General features: G+C 64.4%; 10 protein-coding genes. 6 read left to right on the top strand and 4 right to left on the bottom strand.

Annotation, left to right across the window (positions count from 1 at the left end; genetic code table 11):
* Positions 1-343: 343 nt before the first annotated feature.
* Together ACFYYH_RS29940 and ACFYYH_RS29945 are read left to right on the top strand one after the other, a co-directional pair.
* Positions 344-1,261, top strand: coding sequence for a hypothetical protein (locus ACFYYH_RS29940; RefSeq protein ID WP_388557460.1), 918 nt, complete (start codon positions 344-346; stop codon positions 1,259-1,261).
* Between the two features lie 49 nt (positions 1,262-1,310).
* The gene (locus ACFYYH_RS29945) at positions 1,311-1,811 is read left to right on the top strand and encodes a hypothetical protein (protein WP_388557463.1); all 501 of its coding nucleotides are present in this window, start codon (positions 1,311-1,313) and stop codon (positions 1,809-1,811) included.
* Between the two features lie 84 nt (positions 1,812-1,895).
* On the opposite strand, the gene ACFYYH_RS29950 is transcribed toward ACFYYH_RS29945, so the two are convergent.
* Complete coding sequence (locus tag ACFYYH_RS29950; protein WP_388557466.1) at positions 1,896-3,992, bottom strand: restriction endonuclease; 2,097 nt, start codon at positions 3,990-3,992, stop codon at positions 1,896-1,898.
* Positions 3,993-4,717: 725 nt separating this feature from the next.
* Between ACFYYH_RS29950 and ACFYYH_RS29955 the strand changes: the two genes are divergently transcribed.
* On the top strand, positions 4,718-5,794 hold the full coding sequence (locus ACFYYH_RS29955; protein ID WP_388557469.1) for a Shedu anti-phage system protein SduA domain-containing protein: 1,077 nt from the start codon (positions 4,718-4,720) through the stop codon (positions 5,792-5,794).
* Between the two features lie 313 nt (positions 5,795-6,107).
* Here ACFYYH_RS29955 and ACFYYH_RS29960 read toward each other — a convergent pair whose 3' ends face one another.
* From ACFYYH_RS29960 to ACFYYH_RS29970, 3 genes are all read right to left on the bottom strand, one after another.
* The gene (locus tag ACFYYH_RS29960; RefSeq protein ID WP_388557472.1) at positions 6,108-6,404 is read right to left on the bottom strand and encodes a hypothetical protein; all 297 of its coding nucleotides are present in this window, start codon (positions 6,402-6,404) and stop codon (positions 6,108-6,110) included.
* Between the two features lie 27 nt (positions 6,405-6,431).
* On the bottom strand, positions 6,432-6,884 hold the full coding sequence (locus tag ACFYYH_RS29965; protein WP_388557475.1) for a hypothetical protein: 453 nt from the start codon (positions 6,882-6,884) through the stop codon (positions 6,432-6,434).
* 113 nt (positions 6,885-6,997) lie between these two features.
* A complete protein-coding gene (locus ACFYYH_RS29970) occupies positions 6,998-7,309 on the bottom strand; it encodes a hypothetical protein (protein WP_388557478.1) in 312 nt (103 codons plus the stop codon).
* A 1,101-nt stretch (positions 7,310-8,410) separates the two neighbouring features.
* On the opposite strand from ACFYYH_RS29970, the gene ACFYYH_RS29975 reads away from it, so the two are divergent.
* The 3 genes from ACFYYH_RS29975 to ACFYYH_RS29985 are packed head-to-tail and all read left to right on the top strand — an operon-like array spanning position 8,411 to position 14,582.
* Complete coding sequence (locus ACFYYH_RS29975; protein ID WP_388557481.1) at positions 8,411-10,156, top strand: N-6 DNA methylase; 1,746 nt, start codon at positions 8,411-8,413, stop codon at positions 10,154-10,156.
* Positions 10,153-11,439: a restriction endonuclease subunit S gene (locus ACFYYH_RS29980; RefSeq protein ID WP_388557484.1), complete on the top strand. Its 1,287-nt coding sequence runs from the start codon at positions 10,153-10,155 to the stop codon at positions 11,437-11,439. Before ACFYYH_RS29975 ends, ACFYYH_RS29980 begins: the two co-directional genes overlap by 4 nt.
* Positions 11,439-14,582 carry a type I restriction endonuclease subunit R gene (locus ACFYYH_RS29985; RefSeq protein WP_388557487.1) on the top strand — a complete coding sequence of 1,048 codons (3,144 nt, stop codon included), beginning with the start codon at positions 11,439-11,441 and terminating at the stop codon, positions 14,580-14,582. Before ACFYYH_RS29980 ends, ACFYYH_RS29985 begins: the two co-directional genes overlap by 1 nt.
* Positions 14,583-15,298: the final 716 nt, after the last annotated feature.

Consider the following 15,298-nt stretch of genomic DNA (forward strand, 5'->3'; position numbering starts at 1 on the left):
GCCCCCTCGCACCCGCGGCCTGATGGAACGACCCCAGTGTGAGAACTTCAGATCCTCGTGCTGCGGGCGATGCGGTACAGCACGTTCGGACGCGGTGGCCCTTCGGGCTCGGTGGGGTCGTCGAAGTCGTCAGCCGGGCGGGGCACCGGGTGGGATGTCAGGCCTGGCCCAGGTCGTCCAGGATGAGTTGATCTGCCATGAGGTGGTCAGGTTCGGTGCTTCGGAAACGAAGATTCCTCAGCGCGACCCGCCAGGCCTCCTCTACGGTGAAGCCGATCGAGTAGTGCTCTTCTGGTCCGGCTCGCGGCGTCCCGGCATCGCGTGCCCTCGCGGACGGAGAATGATGCGCACCCTCTCAACCACTTGGCGGCGACTGCGCGCGTGCGTCACGGGAACGGCCGCCCTGGCTCTCACACTGCTGGCGGCGGACCCGGCCTCGGCTGCTCCGCCCTACGACCCGAGCATCGGCCGCACCCCGTACCAGCCCGGCCCCATGCTCGTGAACCCCGGTGCGGGAGCCAACACCGCGAACTCCTACGGCTTCAACCTGTTGATCGTCGGGGGTCTCGCCAATCCCGCCTATTACGAGCTGCGCGACAGCTACACCGTGAAGCTCTACTTCAACTACCGCGGCTCGACCGACTCCGCGACCAAGGCGAAGGAGAAGCACTGGATCGAGGGGCTGGACGACGTCATGTCGACCATGGTCCTGGAGACCAACAAGTGGGTGGGCGGACGGCTGCGCTACGAGTCCTACGACGGCGACACGTGGCCCGGTTCCCGTCCCTCGGACGAGATCGCCCTCGTCTTCGACACCATTCCCGCGACGGGGATCGCCACCCCGTCGACCGCCCTGGACCGCCGCGGGGCGATCTACAACGGCGGTCTGATCCGCCTTACCGCCTCGGACACCTGGACCCGTCTGGTCGACGGCAGCGAGGACGGCGATCGCTGGTCCCGCTACGCGATGGCGATCCCGGTCATGCACGAGATCGGTCACACCCTGGGCCTGGCCCACTACAACACGCCGTTCCGTGACTACAACACACTGATGTCCTCGATCCGTGTCGCGGACGACGTCTCGAGCTGGAACGACGTGTGGACCCCCGGCGACAAGGCCGGGCTGATGAACATGGCCGGCTGGCGTGACCGCGCCACCACCTGTGCGCACACCGGCTCGTGCAACCAGATCTGGCAGAAGGGGGACGGCCTCGCATGGCCGCCGCAGCCCCCGGACCACACGTACGACCGCGTACGCTGACACTCCGCGGCGCGTTCGGAGCCGCTTCGCCGACATCCTCGCCCGCGTCATGGCGGGAGTGTCGGCCCTGTATGAGGTGGTCCGCACCGCCGTCGACACCGACGCGGACGTCGCCGCGCTGTGGGCCGACATCGGACTTCAACGGCGCGAGGGCGCGCGGCAGGTGGTCGCCCTCCTCACCGCCGCCGACGCCCTCACCCCCCGGCTCACCCCGGAGCGAGCCGCCGACGTGATCACCGTCTGCAACGACCCCGGCCTCCACCGTCATCTCGTCGGTGACCGCGACTGGACGTACGAGGATTTCCGGGACTGGCTCGCACGGGCCCTCCACCACGAACTGCTCACCCCACGACAGAAGAGCCCCCCCGGCCAGGTCAGCCAGCCGTCGGCCAGCCGTCAGCCAGCCGTCAGGAGGCGCCGGGGACTGCGTGCCGGACCTTTACGGGGCTTCGAACGCTCCGTGCCGGTCCGGGTTACGCGAAGCGGCGACACGCTTGGTCGAGGAGACCCACGGTGGTCCGGATCTGTTCGCCCATGGCCACCTCTCTGAGAGGTGGCCGCGACCGTCTATCCGGCCGGGCTTCCCATCGCCGGCGTCTTCCGCTGGTCCGCCCGGTGATCCAAACGGAAGACCCTAGGCCACGTCGATCCCGTACTCCTGGACCAGTTCCTCCAGGCCGCCCTCGTATCCCTTGCCGCCGATGACGAATTCCCAGTCGCCGCCGGCGCGGCGGCGGAAGGATCCCAGCACCAGGGCGGTTTCGTCGGGGCGGCCGTCGGAGACGTCCAGCCGGTCCAGCGGGGTTCCCGCGGAGTCCAGCAGCCGGATACCGGCCCTGGTGAACCCGGACAGATCGGCCGTGGGATTGGCCACGGGATCGACCGCGGCCACGATGACGAGACGGTCGGCTCGTTCCGGCAGTGCGTCGAAGCACACCCGGACGGCGGCCCTGTCCGGTGCGGCAGGGGGGAGAACGCGGACCGCGCCACCGGGGGTCCGGGGGTTGTTGAAGAAGACGAAGTGGTCGTCGTCCAGCACCCGGTTGCCCTGGCAGACGAGCGCGCATACGTCCAAGGCGACGCTGCCCGACCAGTACATGCCCAACACGTTGTGGTCGTCCGCTCCGGTCTCGTCGTCCGGTGCCGTCCGCTGGGCCGGCGCTGTCCGCTGGGCCGGTGCCGCGCGTTCGCCGCCGCCCAGGCGCCCGCGCAGCCCCTGGCGGTGCAGCAGGTCGACAAGTTCGGGGCCCGACACCAGTTCCAGGGGCTTGCCATTGGCGAAGGTGTGCGAGCCGGGGCCGAATCCGGACGTCGTGACCAGGACGCCCTTGTTGGCGCCGGCGTCCTGGACGGTGCCGTACAAGTCGCGGACGGCTGTCGGCGGCACGGTGTTGCGGTAGCGCTTGACCTGCACGACGATCTTGCCGCCGCGAATCGGGGCCGGGTCCAGGGCATCGACGTCCACGCCGCCGTCGTTGGAGCGCCGGGTCGTCACGGCCTGCATGCCCATGGCCCGGAACAGCTCCGCGACCAGGGACTCGAAGGCGATGGGATCCATCTCGTACAGATCCGGCTCTTCGTCGCCGCCATGGGTGACGACCCCGTTGCCGACGTCCTCGGGAACCCGGCCGGGCCGCACGGAGGCGTACTGATCGGGACGGGAGGACAGTTGCCCCCGGAGCCCGTCCACCAGGCAGTCGACGGCGTTCACCTGCTCCAGATGCAGCCCGGCGAAGGTCGAACGCGGCGCCATGACCGTCGCGAGGAACATGTGTGCCCGTCTGCCGGTCACCGGGTCGTGGTCGTCCACGAACCCGTTCAGCGCGACCGATTCCAGCGCACCGAACTCATCGGCCGCGAAAAGATCACGCAGAACCAGCAGGACACACTGCGCGAGTACATCCCGGTACAGCGCGCGGCGCTGGGTGACCGGTCGGGGAGACTCCTTCTCCTGGTCGGCGTTGATCATGTAGCGCACCGACTTCGCCTCCGGAACGACGTCGTACCTGGGCAGCTCCCAGTTCAGTACCAACTGGCGCGCACCGGAGTCGTACGCTGCGGACACCTGACGGGGCAGGTCCGCCGGCCACCCGGTCGAGGCGTAGAGGGCGGCGGAGAAATACTCCACCGCGGCCTCGGAGTCACCGTTGCGAAGCGCCGCCGTCATCTCGGCGACGCCGGCGTTGTGCCGACGGATCTCGCCCAGCCGCGCATCGGCCCACTGCTCGTACTGAAGCTGATAGGCGGCCAACTGGCGCTGACGCTGGACTTCCGCGGCCTGTGCCGCCTGCCAGTCGCGCTCGAACCTGGACCGGGCCTCCGCCTGTGCCTGAGCTCGCCGTGTGGCGGTCCAACCACCCTGCGGCTGGTACTGGTGGGGATCCGGCATGGGTATGGGGTAGGCGAGCTGGCCCGGGGCGAAGGCCTCGATCTGCTCGGGGCGGGTCAGCGCGCCGGCCCGGAAGGCCGGAGCCCGGCATCCTGTCGCCAGCAGACTCCGCAACGACTCGACCCGTGTGTCGAGTTCCTCCGTGCGCCGCCTGGCATCGGCCTCGCGCTGCTGCCGGTACGCCGCCCGCTGCTCACGATGGCTGCGCGCCAGCTCCCGCTGATAGGCGCGCTGTTGCCGTTCCTGATCCCGCTGATACCTGGCCTGCGCCTCCAGTTGGCGTTGCTGCTGGCGTTGCGCCTCGGCCCAGATACCGACCAACCCATTGGAGCGACGACTCATGCTCTACAGGCCCTCCCCCACCAGAGACCCGGCGTCCGCGCGCCACGTCCTGGCCCCATAACCGGCAGTGATGGGCTGACTCTAGTCGGCCACCATCGACTCGCCCATCCACTTGCCGCAGATGACCGCACTCCGCGAACCCCCTGATCACCGGGGACCTCACCGCCGACGCCACGCTCGCCCGCCCCCGTCGGTACGCCCCCGGAGCACGCAAGCCGCAGGGCCCGCCCAGCCCGAGGCGGCGAACCCGGACACGGTTCAGACCGACCCCGCACCGCGTGGAGCCGCCCGCCACGCAACCGTCCTCGCCACCGCGGCCAACGCCGGCCGCGTCCACCGCTGCCCGCGTCCACCGCGCTCCCTGGCGCTCAGCCCTGCCATCACGCCTGCCTTCACGCCCGCTTTCTCCGCCACTACGCGACGGGGCACGGAAGGCCAGCGAACAGTCAGCACCACCGACTCTTCCGAGCACCATCAGCACGTTCGACACACGGCCCAGGCGTCAGAACCCGGGCTCGGTGACACCGGGACGGACCTGAGCGCCCCAGCTCTGCGGTGAACGGTCCAGAGAAGAAGTATCGCTTCAGACGCTTACACGCGGCATCCTGGCTCTACAGGATCCCGATCCCGCGACGCATCCCACAATGGGATCCTTTCCCCAGGGTTCAGGCACTGCTTTCTGCATTCAGCTGCCAACCTCACGGCACTTCACGCATGCTTGAATCATGACTCTGGATCCGGATGCATGGCCCGGTTGGGATGGCCTGGGTAAACTTCGCGCATTGCTGCGCAAGCAAGTGAATGAGAACCCGACAGAGGCTCTGGCCAATGCCAAGCATCTCCTCATCAACCGTGCTTCGGCGGCTCCGGACAAGAGCCTCGTTCCAAGGATTGCGGCAGAGGCGGCACTTCATTGCGGACTGCCTGGTATTGAGCTGTTGAGGGAGATTGCACTTTCGCACCGCAGTCCGCTCCTAGGTGCAACCGCCCTGGAGAGTTTGTGGGCGGTCTCCATAGGTCAACCGGTGCCTTTCATGTATTTTGGAGGCGAATGGGTCTCAACTTTTCCGGAGCTGCGAGAAAGTGCCGGCACAGTGTTGGACGACTTGATAATCGACAGTCATAACGATGACGAGCTGTTCGGTGCTTTGCTGTCACTTGCGAACAGGGAGTCTCCTCATGGTTTGGGGGAACTCATCCACCCGGAGGGCGCCGGATTCGCCCGACACTTCATGCAGGTCAGTGCGGAGAGCGGCATAATCCTCACCGCGAGAATGCTGGATAATTTCCGCGACTTGATTTCTTCGTCCGGCCTTGAATCGGTCTATCAAGACTTCCTCGAAAGGAATCCAGTCCTTCTGAATCCTTTGGCTGCGGAAGTGATTTCCCAAGGCAGGCTGGGGCTTGAATTCATCACGGACTTTGTCGTGCGCCTCCATGACGGAAGATATGTGGTGATAGAGATTGAGCGACCGCAAGACCCCATCTTCACGAAGGCGGGGGATCTGAGTGCTCGATTCAATCACGCTGTCGGGCAGATCCTGGATTTTCAGAGCTGGATCGCAGAGAATACCGCTTATGCACAGAAAATATTCCCGGGTATTTCAAGTCCTCACGGACTGTTGATCATGAGATTGCGCCCGTCCATGACGGGAAAACAAGAGTCAAAATTGCGACGATGGCAACAAAATAGTCGAGACATTCAACATGTGACGTTCGATGATCTGCATCGGCTCGGCTTGACATTACTCAGGAGCTTGCGAGGGAAGTCTGACACCCAGGGGCAAGAGATGGGGTCATAGACTGTATTGTGGTTCGAGTAACGTACCTGATGTGAGAAAATCGCCCTGCGAGATCATGGACTCCGCAGATTCCAACGGCTAGTGGCGACAGTCATCACCATCTGGAATGTCGCTTGATCCTGCTCGTGACGGCCAGGCGCCTTACCGTCCGCTTCCGCATAGCTCACGCATTCCGCTCGCCCGATCCGTGAGTTTGCCAGCGCGGCCATATTGCGCCGGTGGCCCGTCTGTTTTGCAAGTGGGGAGCCTCGGACCATTCGCCGGGTGAAGGCGGGCGGCCGCACTGCCGGTCTGACGGCCGTGGGCCGACATGTCAGGCTCCGAGCGCCGTGAGGTGTCGCCGGGCTGCGCCCCATACGTCTTCGAAGTCCTGGAAGGCCAGAGGCTCCTCGACATGTCCTTCCCAGTCGGTGACGGGCGACTCGGCAGTGAAGCCGTAGCGGGCGTCGCTTTCCTCGGCCGATGCGGCTGCGACAGGTCGCAGCGCAGGCCCTTCGAGTTCGACCTGCCTGGTCACCCATCCGTCGTCGCCGACCTCGAAGTAGAACCAAGTGTCTTCTTCGTCCCAGTAGCTGCGGAACCATCTTGTCACCGGCTCAGCATCGCTCACCGGTGTCGTACCTCGGTATCTCCCTGGTCAGTCGAACCAGACGACAAGTCGTACGTTCTCCACGCCGTGCAGTCCCCCCAATGTCCGCATCACCTCCCAGACCGGTCCCCAGTGGGTGGTGTCTCCTGCGACCGCGCGCCGGCTGTGTGCGCCTGAGCTGTCGGTCTCGTCCCAGTCGGCGGCGGCCAACTCCGCCCAGGTGATCCAGGTGGTGCCGTGGACGTCCTTGGGTCCGCCGTATGCGGTGAAAGCAGCACGCGCCCCATCGGACGTGTCCCCCGGGAGGCCACGCTCCTCGGCCAGCGGCCGGAACCCGAAGGAGTTGCGCACCCCGAAGAGACAAGCGAGTGCGTCGTACGCGTTACCGGTGTTGAGGAGGAACAGGTCGATGGCGGTCATCCAGACCGCGTCCTGGTCGTCCTCGCCCCAGAGCTGGGCTCCCGGCCTGCATTCGATCATTCCGCTCACGTTGGTGGACATGCTCGGATTCTGGCGGGCGGAGGTGGGGCTAGTCGTCCCAGTACGTGCTGCGGCCCCTCCCGATCAAGACGGACCGGCGGGCCGAAGGCCCCGTAGACAGCGCTGTGCTCGGTTCATTTCCCTGGCGATCGCACCCACTGCACGAGTCCCGCCAGCGCGTTGACGAGATCCGCTTCTTCCCGGAGGACACGGTGTTCGGGGCGGACCTGACCGCTCCCCACGTCTGCGTGATCGAGTTCCGCCTCACCGGTGTCCCAGACGGTGACGGTGGCAAGACGGGCATCGGTGCTCAGGGTCACCCAGGCGCTCGCCTTGCTGCGGCCGTCGTCCGGGGACATGCCGAGCTCACAGCCGAGTGACGCTGCTCGGAGGCCCACCGCCTGGTCGGTGCACCAGGAGACGAGCGTTTGAGGGAAGTCGGTCATGCTCTCTCCGTCGGGAGGATCCGCGTCGGATCGCCGGCCGGCGCGAAGGAGGCCAAGCGGCTCGGGCGCGGACATCATCGTCGATGGCCCAGCCGACCGCAGCGGGAATCAACGTAGTCCGTCCGGTCGTCCGTGCTCTCCAGGATGTGAACACGGTCACCGCGACCGAACCTGCCGGTGTCCGCGATGTCGATTCACGGGGCACCCACGGCAAGCCCGCTTCGGCGTAGGAACTGGCTGTGGCCGACCGAGAAGCCCCAGCCTTGAACCTCCGGTCGGATCGGAGAAACTCCCGCAGCGGTGCGGTGCAAGTGCAGGTCCTGGCGTGCACCGCACCGCATTTCACACTTCCGACCGACTACCGCCGCTTCCCTCCTTCACCCATGTCTGTCCTCGCCTGTCATCCGGTCTGCTGTCGTCCCGGCAGAGGAACAGCTCGCTGCCTCCGGTGCGAGCTGACGTGCGGTGATGACCAGGGCGGGTCATATTGGGCACCCGCGGCGTGATCTATCAGCACATGGCCAACGGCCGTGACCGGAGATCACTGATTGGCTCGGTCCGATGATCCGCAAGGCGCGGGGCGATATGGACTCTTGGCAGACTCTGTGGCACAGGCATGCCACGGGCGTGATCATGCGAAAGGGCCAGTTCGAGAGGATCAAGCCTCTGAACTGGCCCTTAGCTCTGTGCCCCCGGCAGGATTCGAACCTGCGACACCCGCTTTAGGAGTGGGATCGAATCCTTGCCGGGGGGTGCTCGACGCTGCCGTGCGATGCTGTTTCCCCTGGTCAGAAGCGCGTGGCGAACCTCTGGATCCGGCTCATGCCGCCCTGTATCGGGCAGTCCGCTCACGCATCGCGCACGCGCCTGAGGTACCTCGGTGTCGTGCTGGCGCATCTCCATCTCACCGTTGTGGAGTCTGCCGTGCCCCGTTCATTTTGCCACTTTCGCCTTGAGGAGTTGCCGCTCCGGCAGCACGTGCAAGCACCCGGGCCGATCGGCAAGGGCACGTGGAGGGGTCCCATAGCTGAACCATGGGACGCTGGCTGCTGCCTCTGGCAAAGTGATCGGCACTGCTAGACGATTCTCGTAAGGAACCTTGTGAGTACGCTCGGTAGCTTCATCTGGTCAATCGCTGACCAGCTTCGGGGTCCCTATCGCCCCAACCAGTACGGGACAGTGATCCTCCCGTTCACGATCCTGAGACGGCTCGACTGCGTACTTGAGCCGGACCGTGTGGCGGTACGAGAGCTGGCTGCGAGGTACGAGAACCCGAACCGGCTCAAGGTCGAGGTCAAGAAGGTCACGGGGCGGACGTTCTACAACACCTCCCACTACGAGTTCGCGAACCTGCTGGCCGATGCGGACGGGCTGACGGACAACCTCACTGACTACATTGACCGGTTCTCGGCCGATGTGGACGTGTTTGAGTATTTTGACTTCAAGAAGGAGATCCTGGCCCTGGAGAAGGCCGGACTCCTGCGCGAGATCGTTAAGTCCTTCGGTGCCGTCGACCTGCATCCCCACGTGGTGTCCAACGCGGACATGGGGGATGCGTTCGAGTACATCATCCGCAAGTTCAATGAGGCCGCGAACGAGACCTCCGGAGACCACTACACGCCGCGCGACGCGATCCGGCTGCTGGTCGACCTGCTCTTCGCGGAGAAGGACGTCGACCTCTCCGAGGGCGACATCATCCGGTCGCTGTACGACCCCACCGCCGGTACCGGCGGCATGCTCTCCTTGGCCGAGGAGCATCTGCTCGCCCAGAACTCTGGGGCGAAGCTGAACCTGTACGGCCAGGAGTACAACCCGCAGTCATACGCCATCTGCAAGTCCGACCTGCTCGCCAAGGGCCAGTACGCGACCAACATCGCCTTCGGCAACACCCTCACTGACGACGCCTTCAAGGGACGTCATTTCGACTATTGCATGTCCAACCCGCCCTACGGGGTGGACTGGAAGCAGTACGCCAAGGCGATCAAGGCGGAGCGCGACTCCGCCGGCCCCTACGGTCGCTTCGCGCCGGGACTCCCCGCGACCTCGGACGGCCAGATGCTCTTCCTGCTCCATCTGGCCCACAAGATGCGCGCGCCCGAGGACGGCGGCGGCCGCGTCGGCATCGTCATGAACGGCTCGCCGCTCTTCAACGGCGCCGCCGAGTCCGGCCCCTCCAACATCCGCAGGTGGCTGCTGGAGAACGACCTGGTCGAGGCGATCGTCGCGCTGCCGACCAACATGTTCTTCAACACCGGCATCGCCACCTACATCTGGATCCTCGACAACAGCAAGCACCCCGACCGCCAGGGCAAGGTCCAGCTTATCGACGGCACGTCGTTCTGGACCAAGATGCGCAAGAACCTCGGGTCCAAGGGACGCGAGATCAGCGACGGTGACCGCGCCGAGGTCGTGCGGCTGTACGCCGACTTCGGGGACGCCGACCCCGACCTCTCCAAGGTGCTGCGCAACGACGAGTTCGGCTACTGGACCATCACCGTCGAGAGTCCTCTGCTCGATGAGGATGGGAAACCTGTCGTCGACCGCAAGGGCAACCCGAAGCCCGACTCGAAAAAGCGTGACACCGAAAACGTGCCATTCACCTACGGCGGCTCAACGGCTGGCGTGGCAGGGGAGCGCGAAGTCATCCAGACGTACTTCGACACGGAAGTGAAGCCGCACGTTCCTGACGCCTGGATCGACTGGGCCAAGACCAAGACAGGCTTCGAGATTCCCTTCACCCGTCACTTCTACAAGTACGTTCCGCCCCGTCCGCTCTCTGAGATCGACGCTGACCTGGAGAAGCAGGTCGCCAGGATCCTCGACCTGCTGCGAGAGGTTGAGCAGTGAGTGCTAAGGACAACCTGGGATGGTTCACTGAACTTCCCTTGACGTGGCGATTGCTGCCTGCGAAAGCCTGCTTCAGCGAGCGCCGCGAGCCCAACCTGCCAGACGACGTGCACCTGACGCCGTCACAGACGCACGGCGTGTTGCCGCAGGCTGACTACATGTCCAGGACCGGCAAAGCTGTTGTCCAGAATATTCAGGGTCAAGACAGCATGAAGCATGTTGAGCCGGACGACTTCATCATCCATCTCCGTTCATTTCAGGGAGGGATCGAACGGTCGACCTACGGAGGTAAGGTCAGTACCGCATACACGGTTCTAGAGCCAAGCAAGCTCGTAGTTACGGACTATTTCCGCTGGCTTCTGAAATCGGCTGGATATATTCAGGAGTTGCGCACGACAACGAATCAGCTCCGTGACGGTCAGTCGATCAAGTTTCGGGACTTCGTCAAGATCCCACTGCCGGTGCCCCCACCGGAGGAGCAGCGCGCCATCGCCGACTGCCTCGACCGCGAGACGGCCCGCATCGACAGGCTTATCGAAGAGCAGCGGCGGCTGATCGAGATGCTCCGGGAGCGGCGGTTTGCGCTCCGTGTCAACGTCGCTTTGCATGGAACAGCGCCGACCGAGGAGTTCGGCAGCCCCTTGCCTTGGGCAGAGAAGCTCCCAACTGGTTGGCGCGTTGTCCCGCTCACGTCAGTCGCTAAGCTCGAAAGCGGGCACACGCCGAGCCGTTCCCGCGAGGACTGGTGGCAGGACTGCTACGTCCCGTGGGTAAGTCTCCATGACGTCGGGATGATGCGGTCCGTCAAGTACCTGCACGACACGGCACAGCGGATCAGCGACACTGGGATCGCCAACAGTTCCGCCCGGATCCTTCCGGCGCGGACCGTTGTCCTCTCTCGAGACGCGACTGTCGGTCGTACGGCGATTATGGGCGTTCCGATGGCGACATCTCAGCACTTCGCGGCGTGGGTGTGCGGACCGGATCTTGACCCTGAGTATCTCTGGGTCTTGTTCGGGGATGCGATGCAGCCCTTCTTCGACTCGTTCCAGAACGGCTCGACGATCCGAACGATCGGGATGGGAGACCTGAAGGCATTCCGCATCCCGCTCCCGCCGCTCGACGAGCAGCGCCGCATCGTCGCACACCTGGACGAGGAGACCGCGAAGATCGACTCGCTCATCGCCGAGACGGAGCGGTTCGTCGAGCTCTCCAGGGAGCGCCGTGCTGCGCTGATCACGGCGGCGGTCATGGGGCAGATCGACGTTCGAGAGGTGGCGTGATGGCTGACCACAACGAGGTGGTCTTCGAGACGGAGGTCTGCGAGTACCTGCGGGAACACGGCTGGCTGTACTCGGAGAACGACCGTGACGGCGGGGAGTACGACCGGGAGCGGGCGCTGTTCCCGAACGACCTGTACGCGTGGCTGGAGGAGACACAGAAGCTGGCGTACGAGAAGGCGTTGAAGGCGGCGGGCTCGCAGGCGAAGTTCCTTGACGTGCTGACCGCGGCGCTGGACAGGCCACTGGAGCATGGCGGGGGCACACTGAACATCCTGCGCAACGGGGTGCAGTACATCGGTGGCGGCCGACTGAAGATGGCGCAGTTCCGCCCCGAGACCTCGCTCAACGCGACCACCACGGCGCACTACGAGGCGATGCGGGTGCGGGTCGTGCGGCAGGTGCACTTCTCGACCGCTGACCAGCGCATCCTCGATCTGGTGTTCTTCGTCAACGGTCTTCCGGTGGCCACGGTGGAGTTGAAGACCGACTTCACCCAGTCGCTGGATGGGGCGATCAACCAGTACAAGCAGGACCGCAACCCACTGACTAAGGGGCGGCCCGAGCCGCTGCTGTCCTTCGGACACCGCGCTCTGGTCCACTTCGCGGTCTCAAACGATCTCGCGGCGATGACCACCAGGCTGGAGGGGGAGAAGACCCATTTCCTGCCGTTCAACATCGGCTTCGACAGCGGTGCCGGCAACCCGCCCGGCGCGGACGGGCGGTCGTCGACGGCGTACCTGTGGGAACGCGTCTGGGAGAAACACGCCTGGCTGAACATCATCGGGCGGCTGATGATCGTGCAGACGAAGGAAGAGTGGGACGTCACCACCGGCACGTCGGTGCGGCGTACGAGCATGCTCTTCCCGCGGCTCCACCAGTGGGAGGCCGTCACGAGCATCGTCGAGGTGGTGAAGGAGGAGGGGGTGGGGCAGCGGTACCTGATCGAGCACTCAGCCGGGTCGGGGAAGACGAACACCATCGCCTGGACGGCCCACCGGCTGGCGCGGCTGCATGTCGATGACCAGAAGGTCTTCGACTCGGTCATCGTGGTCGTGGACCGCACCGTGCTCGACTCCCAGCTGCAGGATGCGATCCGGCAGATCGACGGTACCGGCAAGATCGTCGCGACTATCAGCCCTGAGGACGTCCGTAAGGCCGGCGCGAAGTCGAAGTCGGGTCTACTGGCACAGGCGTTGAAGAACGGCGAGCTCATCATCGCGGTGACGGTGCAGACCTTCCCGCATGCGCTGGACGAGATCCGCACCGACGCTGGCCTCAAGGGCAAGCGGTTCGCCGTCATCGCCGATGAGGCTCACTCCTCCCAGTCGGGTCAGATCTCTACGAAGCTGAAGCGGGTGCTGACTGCTGAGGAGGTCAAAGAGATCGAGGAGGGCGGCGAGGTCGATGTGGAGTCGGTGCTGGCCTCGGAGATGACCGAGCGTGCCGAGTCGGAGAACATCTCCTACTTCGCCTTCACCGCGACGCCGAAGAACAAGACCCTCGAACTGTTCGGCCGCAAAGGTGCCGACGGGAAGCCGCGCGAGTTCCACCTGTACTCGATGAAGCAGGCGATCGAGGAGGGCTACATCCTCGACGTGCTCAAGGGCTATCAGTCCTACGACACCGCGTTGAAGATCGCCGGCAGGGCCGAGAGCGGTGACGGGGGAGAGGTTGAGGAGGCCGCCGCCCGCAAGGGGCTCATGCGGTGGGTGCAGCTCCACCCGACGAACATCAGCCAGAAGGTGCAGATCATCGTCGAGCACTTCCACGCCAACGTCGCCTACCTCCTCGAAGGCAAGGCGAAGGCGATGGTAGTGACCGACTCGCGCAAGTCCGCAGTGAAGTACAAGCTGGCCATCGACGCCTACATCGCCAGGCGCCGCACCGAGGACGCCTCGTACAACTACCGCACCCTGGTCGCCTTCTCCGCCGGGGTGACGATGGCCGAGGACGAGACCTGGCACAGCGATTGGGGCCCGCAGCCGTCGAAGGATGACGAGTTCACCGAGGCCAACATGAACCCCGGCGCTGGGGCTGATCTGGCGGCCGCGTTCAAGGGCGATACCTACAAGATCATGCTGGTCGCCAACAAGTTCCTGACCGGCTTTGACCAGCCCTTACTCTCGGCGATGTACATAGACAAGAAGCTGTCGGGGGTCACCGCAGTGCAGACGCTCTCGCGGCTCAACCGCACCCATCGCACCGCTGGTGGGGAGCAGAAGCGCAAGACGTTCGTCATCGATTTCGCCAACAAGCCCGAGGACATCAAGGCAGCCTTCGAGCCGTACTTCAAGAACGCGACCCTCGAGACCGAGACCGACCCGTACGTGGTCGTCCATCTGGCTAACAAGCTTGCGCAGGCCGGACTCTACACCGAGGAGGACGTTCGTAAGGTCGCCGAGCTGTGGGTGACCCGGAAGGGCAACAACGCCCTCTCGGCGGCGATCAGCCCGGCGCAGCACGGCTTCCGTCGCCGCTACGCGCGGGCGATCGAGGAGGAGGACAAGGTCACGCTCCAGGCGCTCGACCTGTTCCGCAAGGATGTCTCCACCTACGTACGTCTCTATGACTTCATGTCCCAGATCGTCGACTACGGCGACCCCTACATGGAGATGCTCTCGATCTTCCTGCGCCTACTGGAGAGGGTCATCGCCGAGTCCGCTTGGGCGGCCGACGTGGACCTTTCCGATGTGGTGCTGGTCGGGGTCAAGCACAACAAGGCAATCCCGGTCAACATCTCGCTCGTGGGCGACGGGCAGCTGAAGGGCATCAGCGCAGCCGGCACGGGAATGAAGAAGGATCCGAAGTACGTCGCGCTCCAGGTCGTCATAGACAAGATGAACGACCTCTTCGGCGCCGAATCGTTCGCCGAGTCCCAGATCAGAGAGTTCGTGCAGGGACTCGTCCAGCGGTTGCTCGCAGACCCGAACCTGATCAACCAGACCAAGGTGAACTCCAAAAAGCAGTTCCTGGAGTCACCAGATTTCCAAGCAGCCGTTACGGAGGCGGTCGCAGACAACCAGGACGCCCACAACACGATGGCTGATTACTTCTTCACTGACGGGCCGGCCATCAACTCGATCATCGTCGCCCTCGCGGATGCCTTCTACGAAGCAGCGGTCGATCAACAGGTGGATTCTTAGATACGGCAGCACACGTGTCCCGCCCCAGCAGACCACCACCGTCATCAAGCTATCTGTATCTGGCACGGTTGTGGCACGAACTTCAGCCGAAGACAGCCAGCCACGAGGGCGGGTGCGCCGACCAATTAGGCGCGTATGTGTCTCGCTGCTCCCCCCCATCGGCCTCGGCCACGCTGTCCCGAGACGCCTGTCAGAGAAGGCCGCGACGGCGAAACCGTGGTGCCGGGGCATCGATGACCCTTCGCCTCGAATGGTTGGTTACAAGATCATCGCGGCGGAAAAAAGCGACGAGTGGCCCTCGAGGCATCTAGATTCGCCGCATGAAGGTGATCAGGTCACGGATCTGCGGGGTTACGAAAGTGGACAAGTTGGGCGTCATTCGTGGGCGGGCATGGACCATGCATAGCCGAACCCGGAGCAATAGATGTCATTAGGGGAATTTTGTGGTGTATATTATAACATTGAGCAAGGAGGACGAAAAGGAGCTTCACGGCAAGCTCACGATTCGCCAGTCCTTCACTTGGAATATTCCTGGCAGATCGCGTCGCAATTTCGACGAAATTGGCCCCAACTTGACACTCATTTTCGTTGCTGATGACGGGCAAAAGCTACCTATCGGCAATAAGACGTCGTTTCATTTGGTGAGTCGGCGGTAGTTGATGAGGGCTGCGGCTATGCCGACGAAGGCGAGGAAGTGTTCGGCTTTGCGTTCGTAG

The organism is Streptomyces sp. NPDC002018, from assembly GCF_042890865.1.
Classification (GTDB): Bacteria; Actinomycetota; Actinomycetes; order Streptomycetales; family Streptomycetaceae; genus Streptomyces.

What these genes read in the sequence shown, in the direction of transcription:
- ACFYYH_RS29940 (WP_388557460.1), top strand. Translation starts at nt 344, where the DNA reads ATGCGCACCCTCTCAACCACTTGGCGGCGACTGCGCGCGTGCGTCACG.
- ACFYYH_RS29945 (WP_388557463.1), top strand. Translation starts at nt 1,311, where the DNA reads ATGGCGGGAGTGTCGGCCCTGTATGAGGTGGTCCGCACCGCCGTCGAC.
- ACFYYH_RS29950 (WP_388557466.1), bottom strand. Translation starts at nt 3,992, where the DNA reads ATGAGTCGTCGCTCCAATGGGTTGGTCGGTATCTGGGCCGAGGCGCAA.
- ACFYYH_RS29955 (WP_388557469.1), top strand. Translation starts at nt 4,718, where the DNA reads ATGACTCTGGATCCGGATGCATGGCCCGGTTGGGATGGCCTGGGTAAA.
- ACFYYH_RS29965 (WP_388557475.1), bottom strand. Translation starts at nt 6,884, where the DNA reads ATGTCCACCAACGTGAGCGGAATGATCGAATGCAGGCCGGGAGCCCAG.
- ACFYYH_RS29970 (WP_388557478.1), bottom strand. Translation starts at nt 7,309, where the DNA reads ATGACCGACTTCCCTCAAACGCTCGTCTCCTGGTGCACCGACCAGGCG.
- ACFYYH_RS29985 (WP_388557487.1), top strand. Translation starts at nt 11,439, where the DNA reads ATGGCTGACCACAACGAGGTGGTCTTCGAGACGGAGGTCTGCGAGTAC.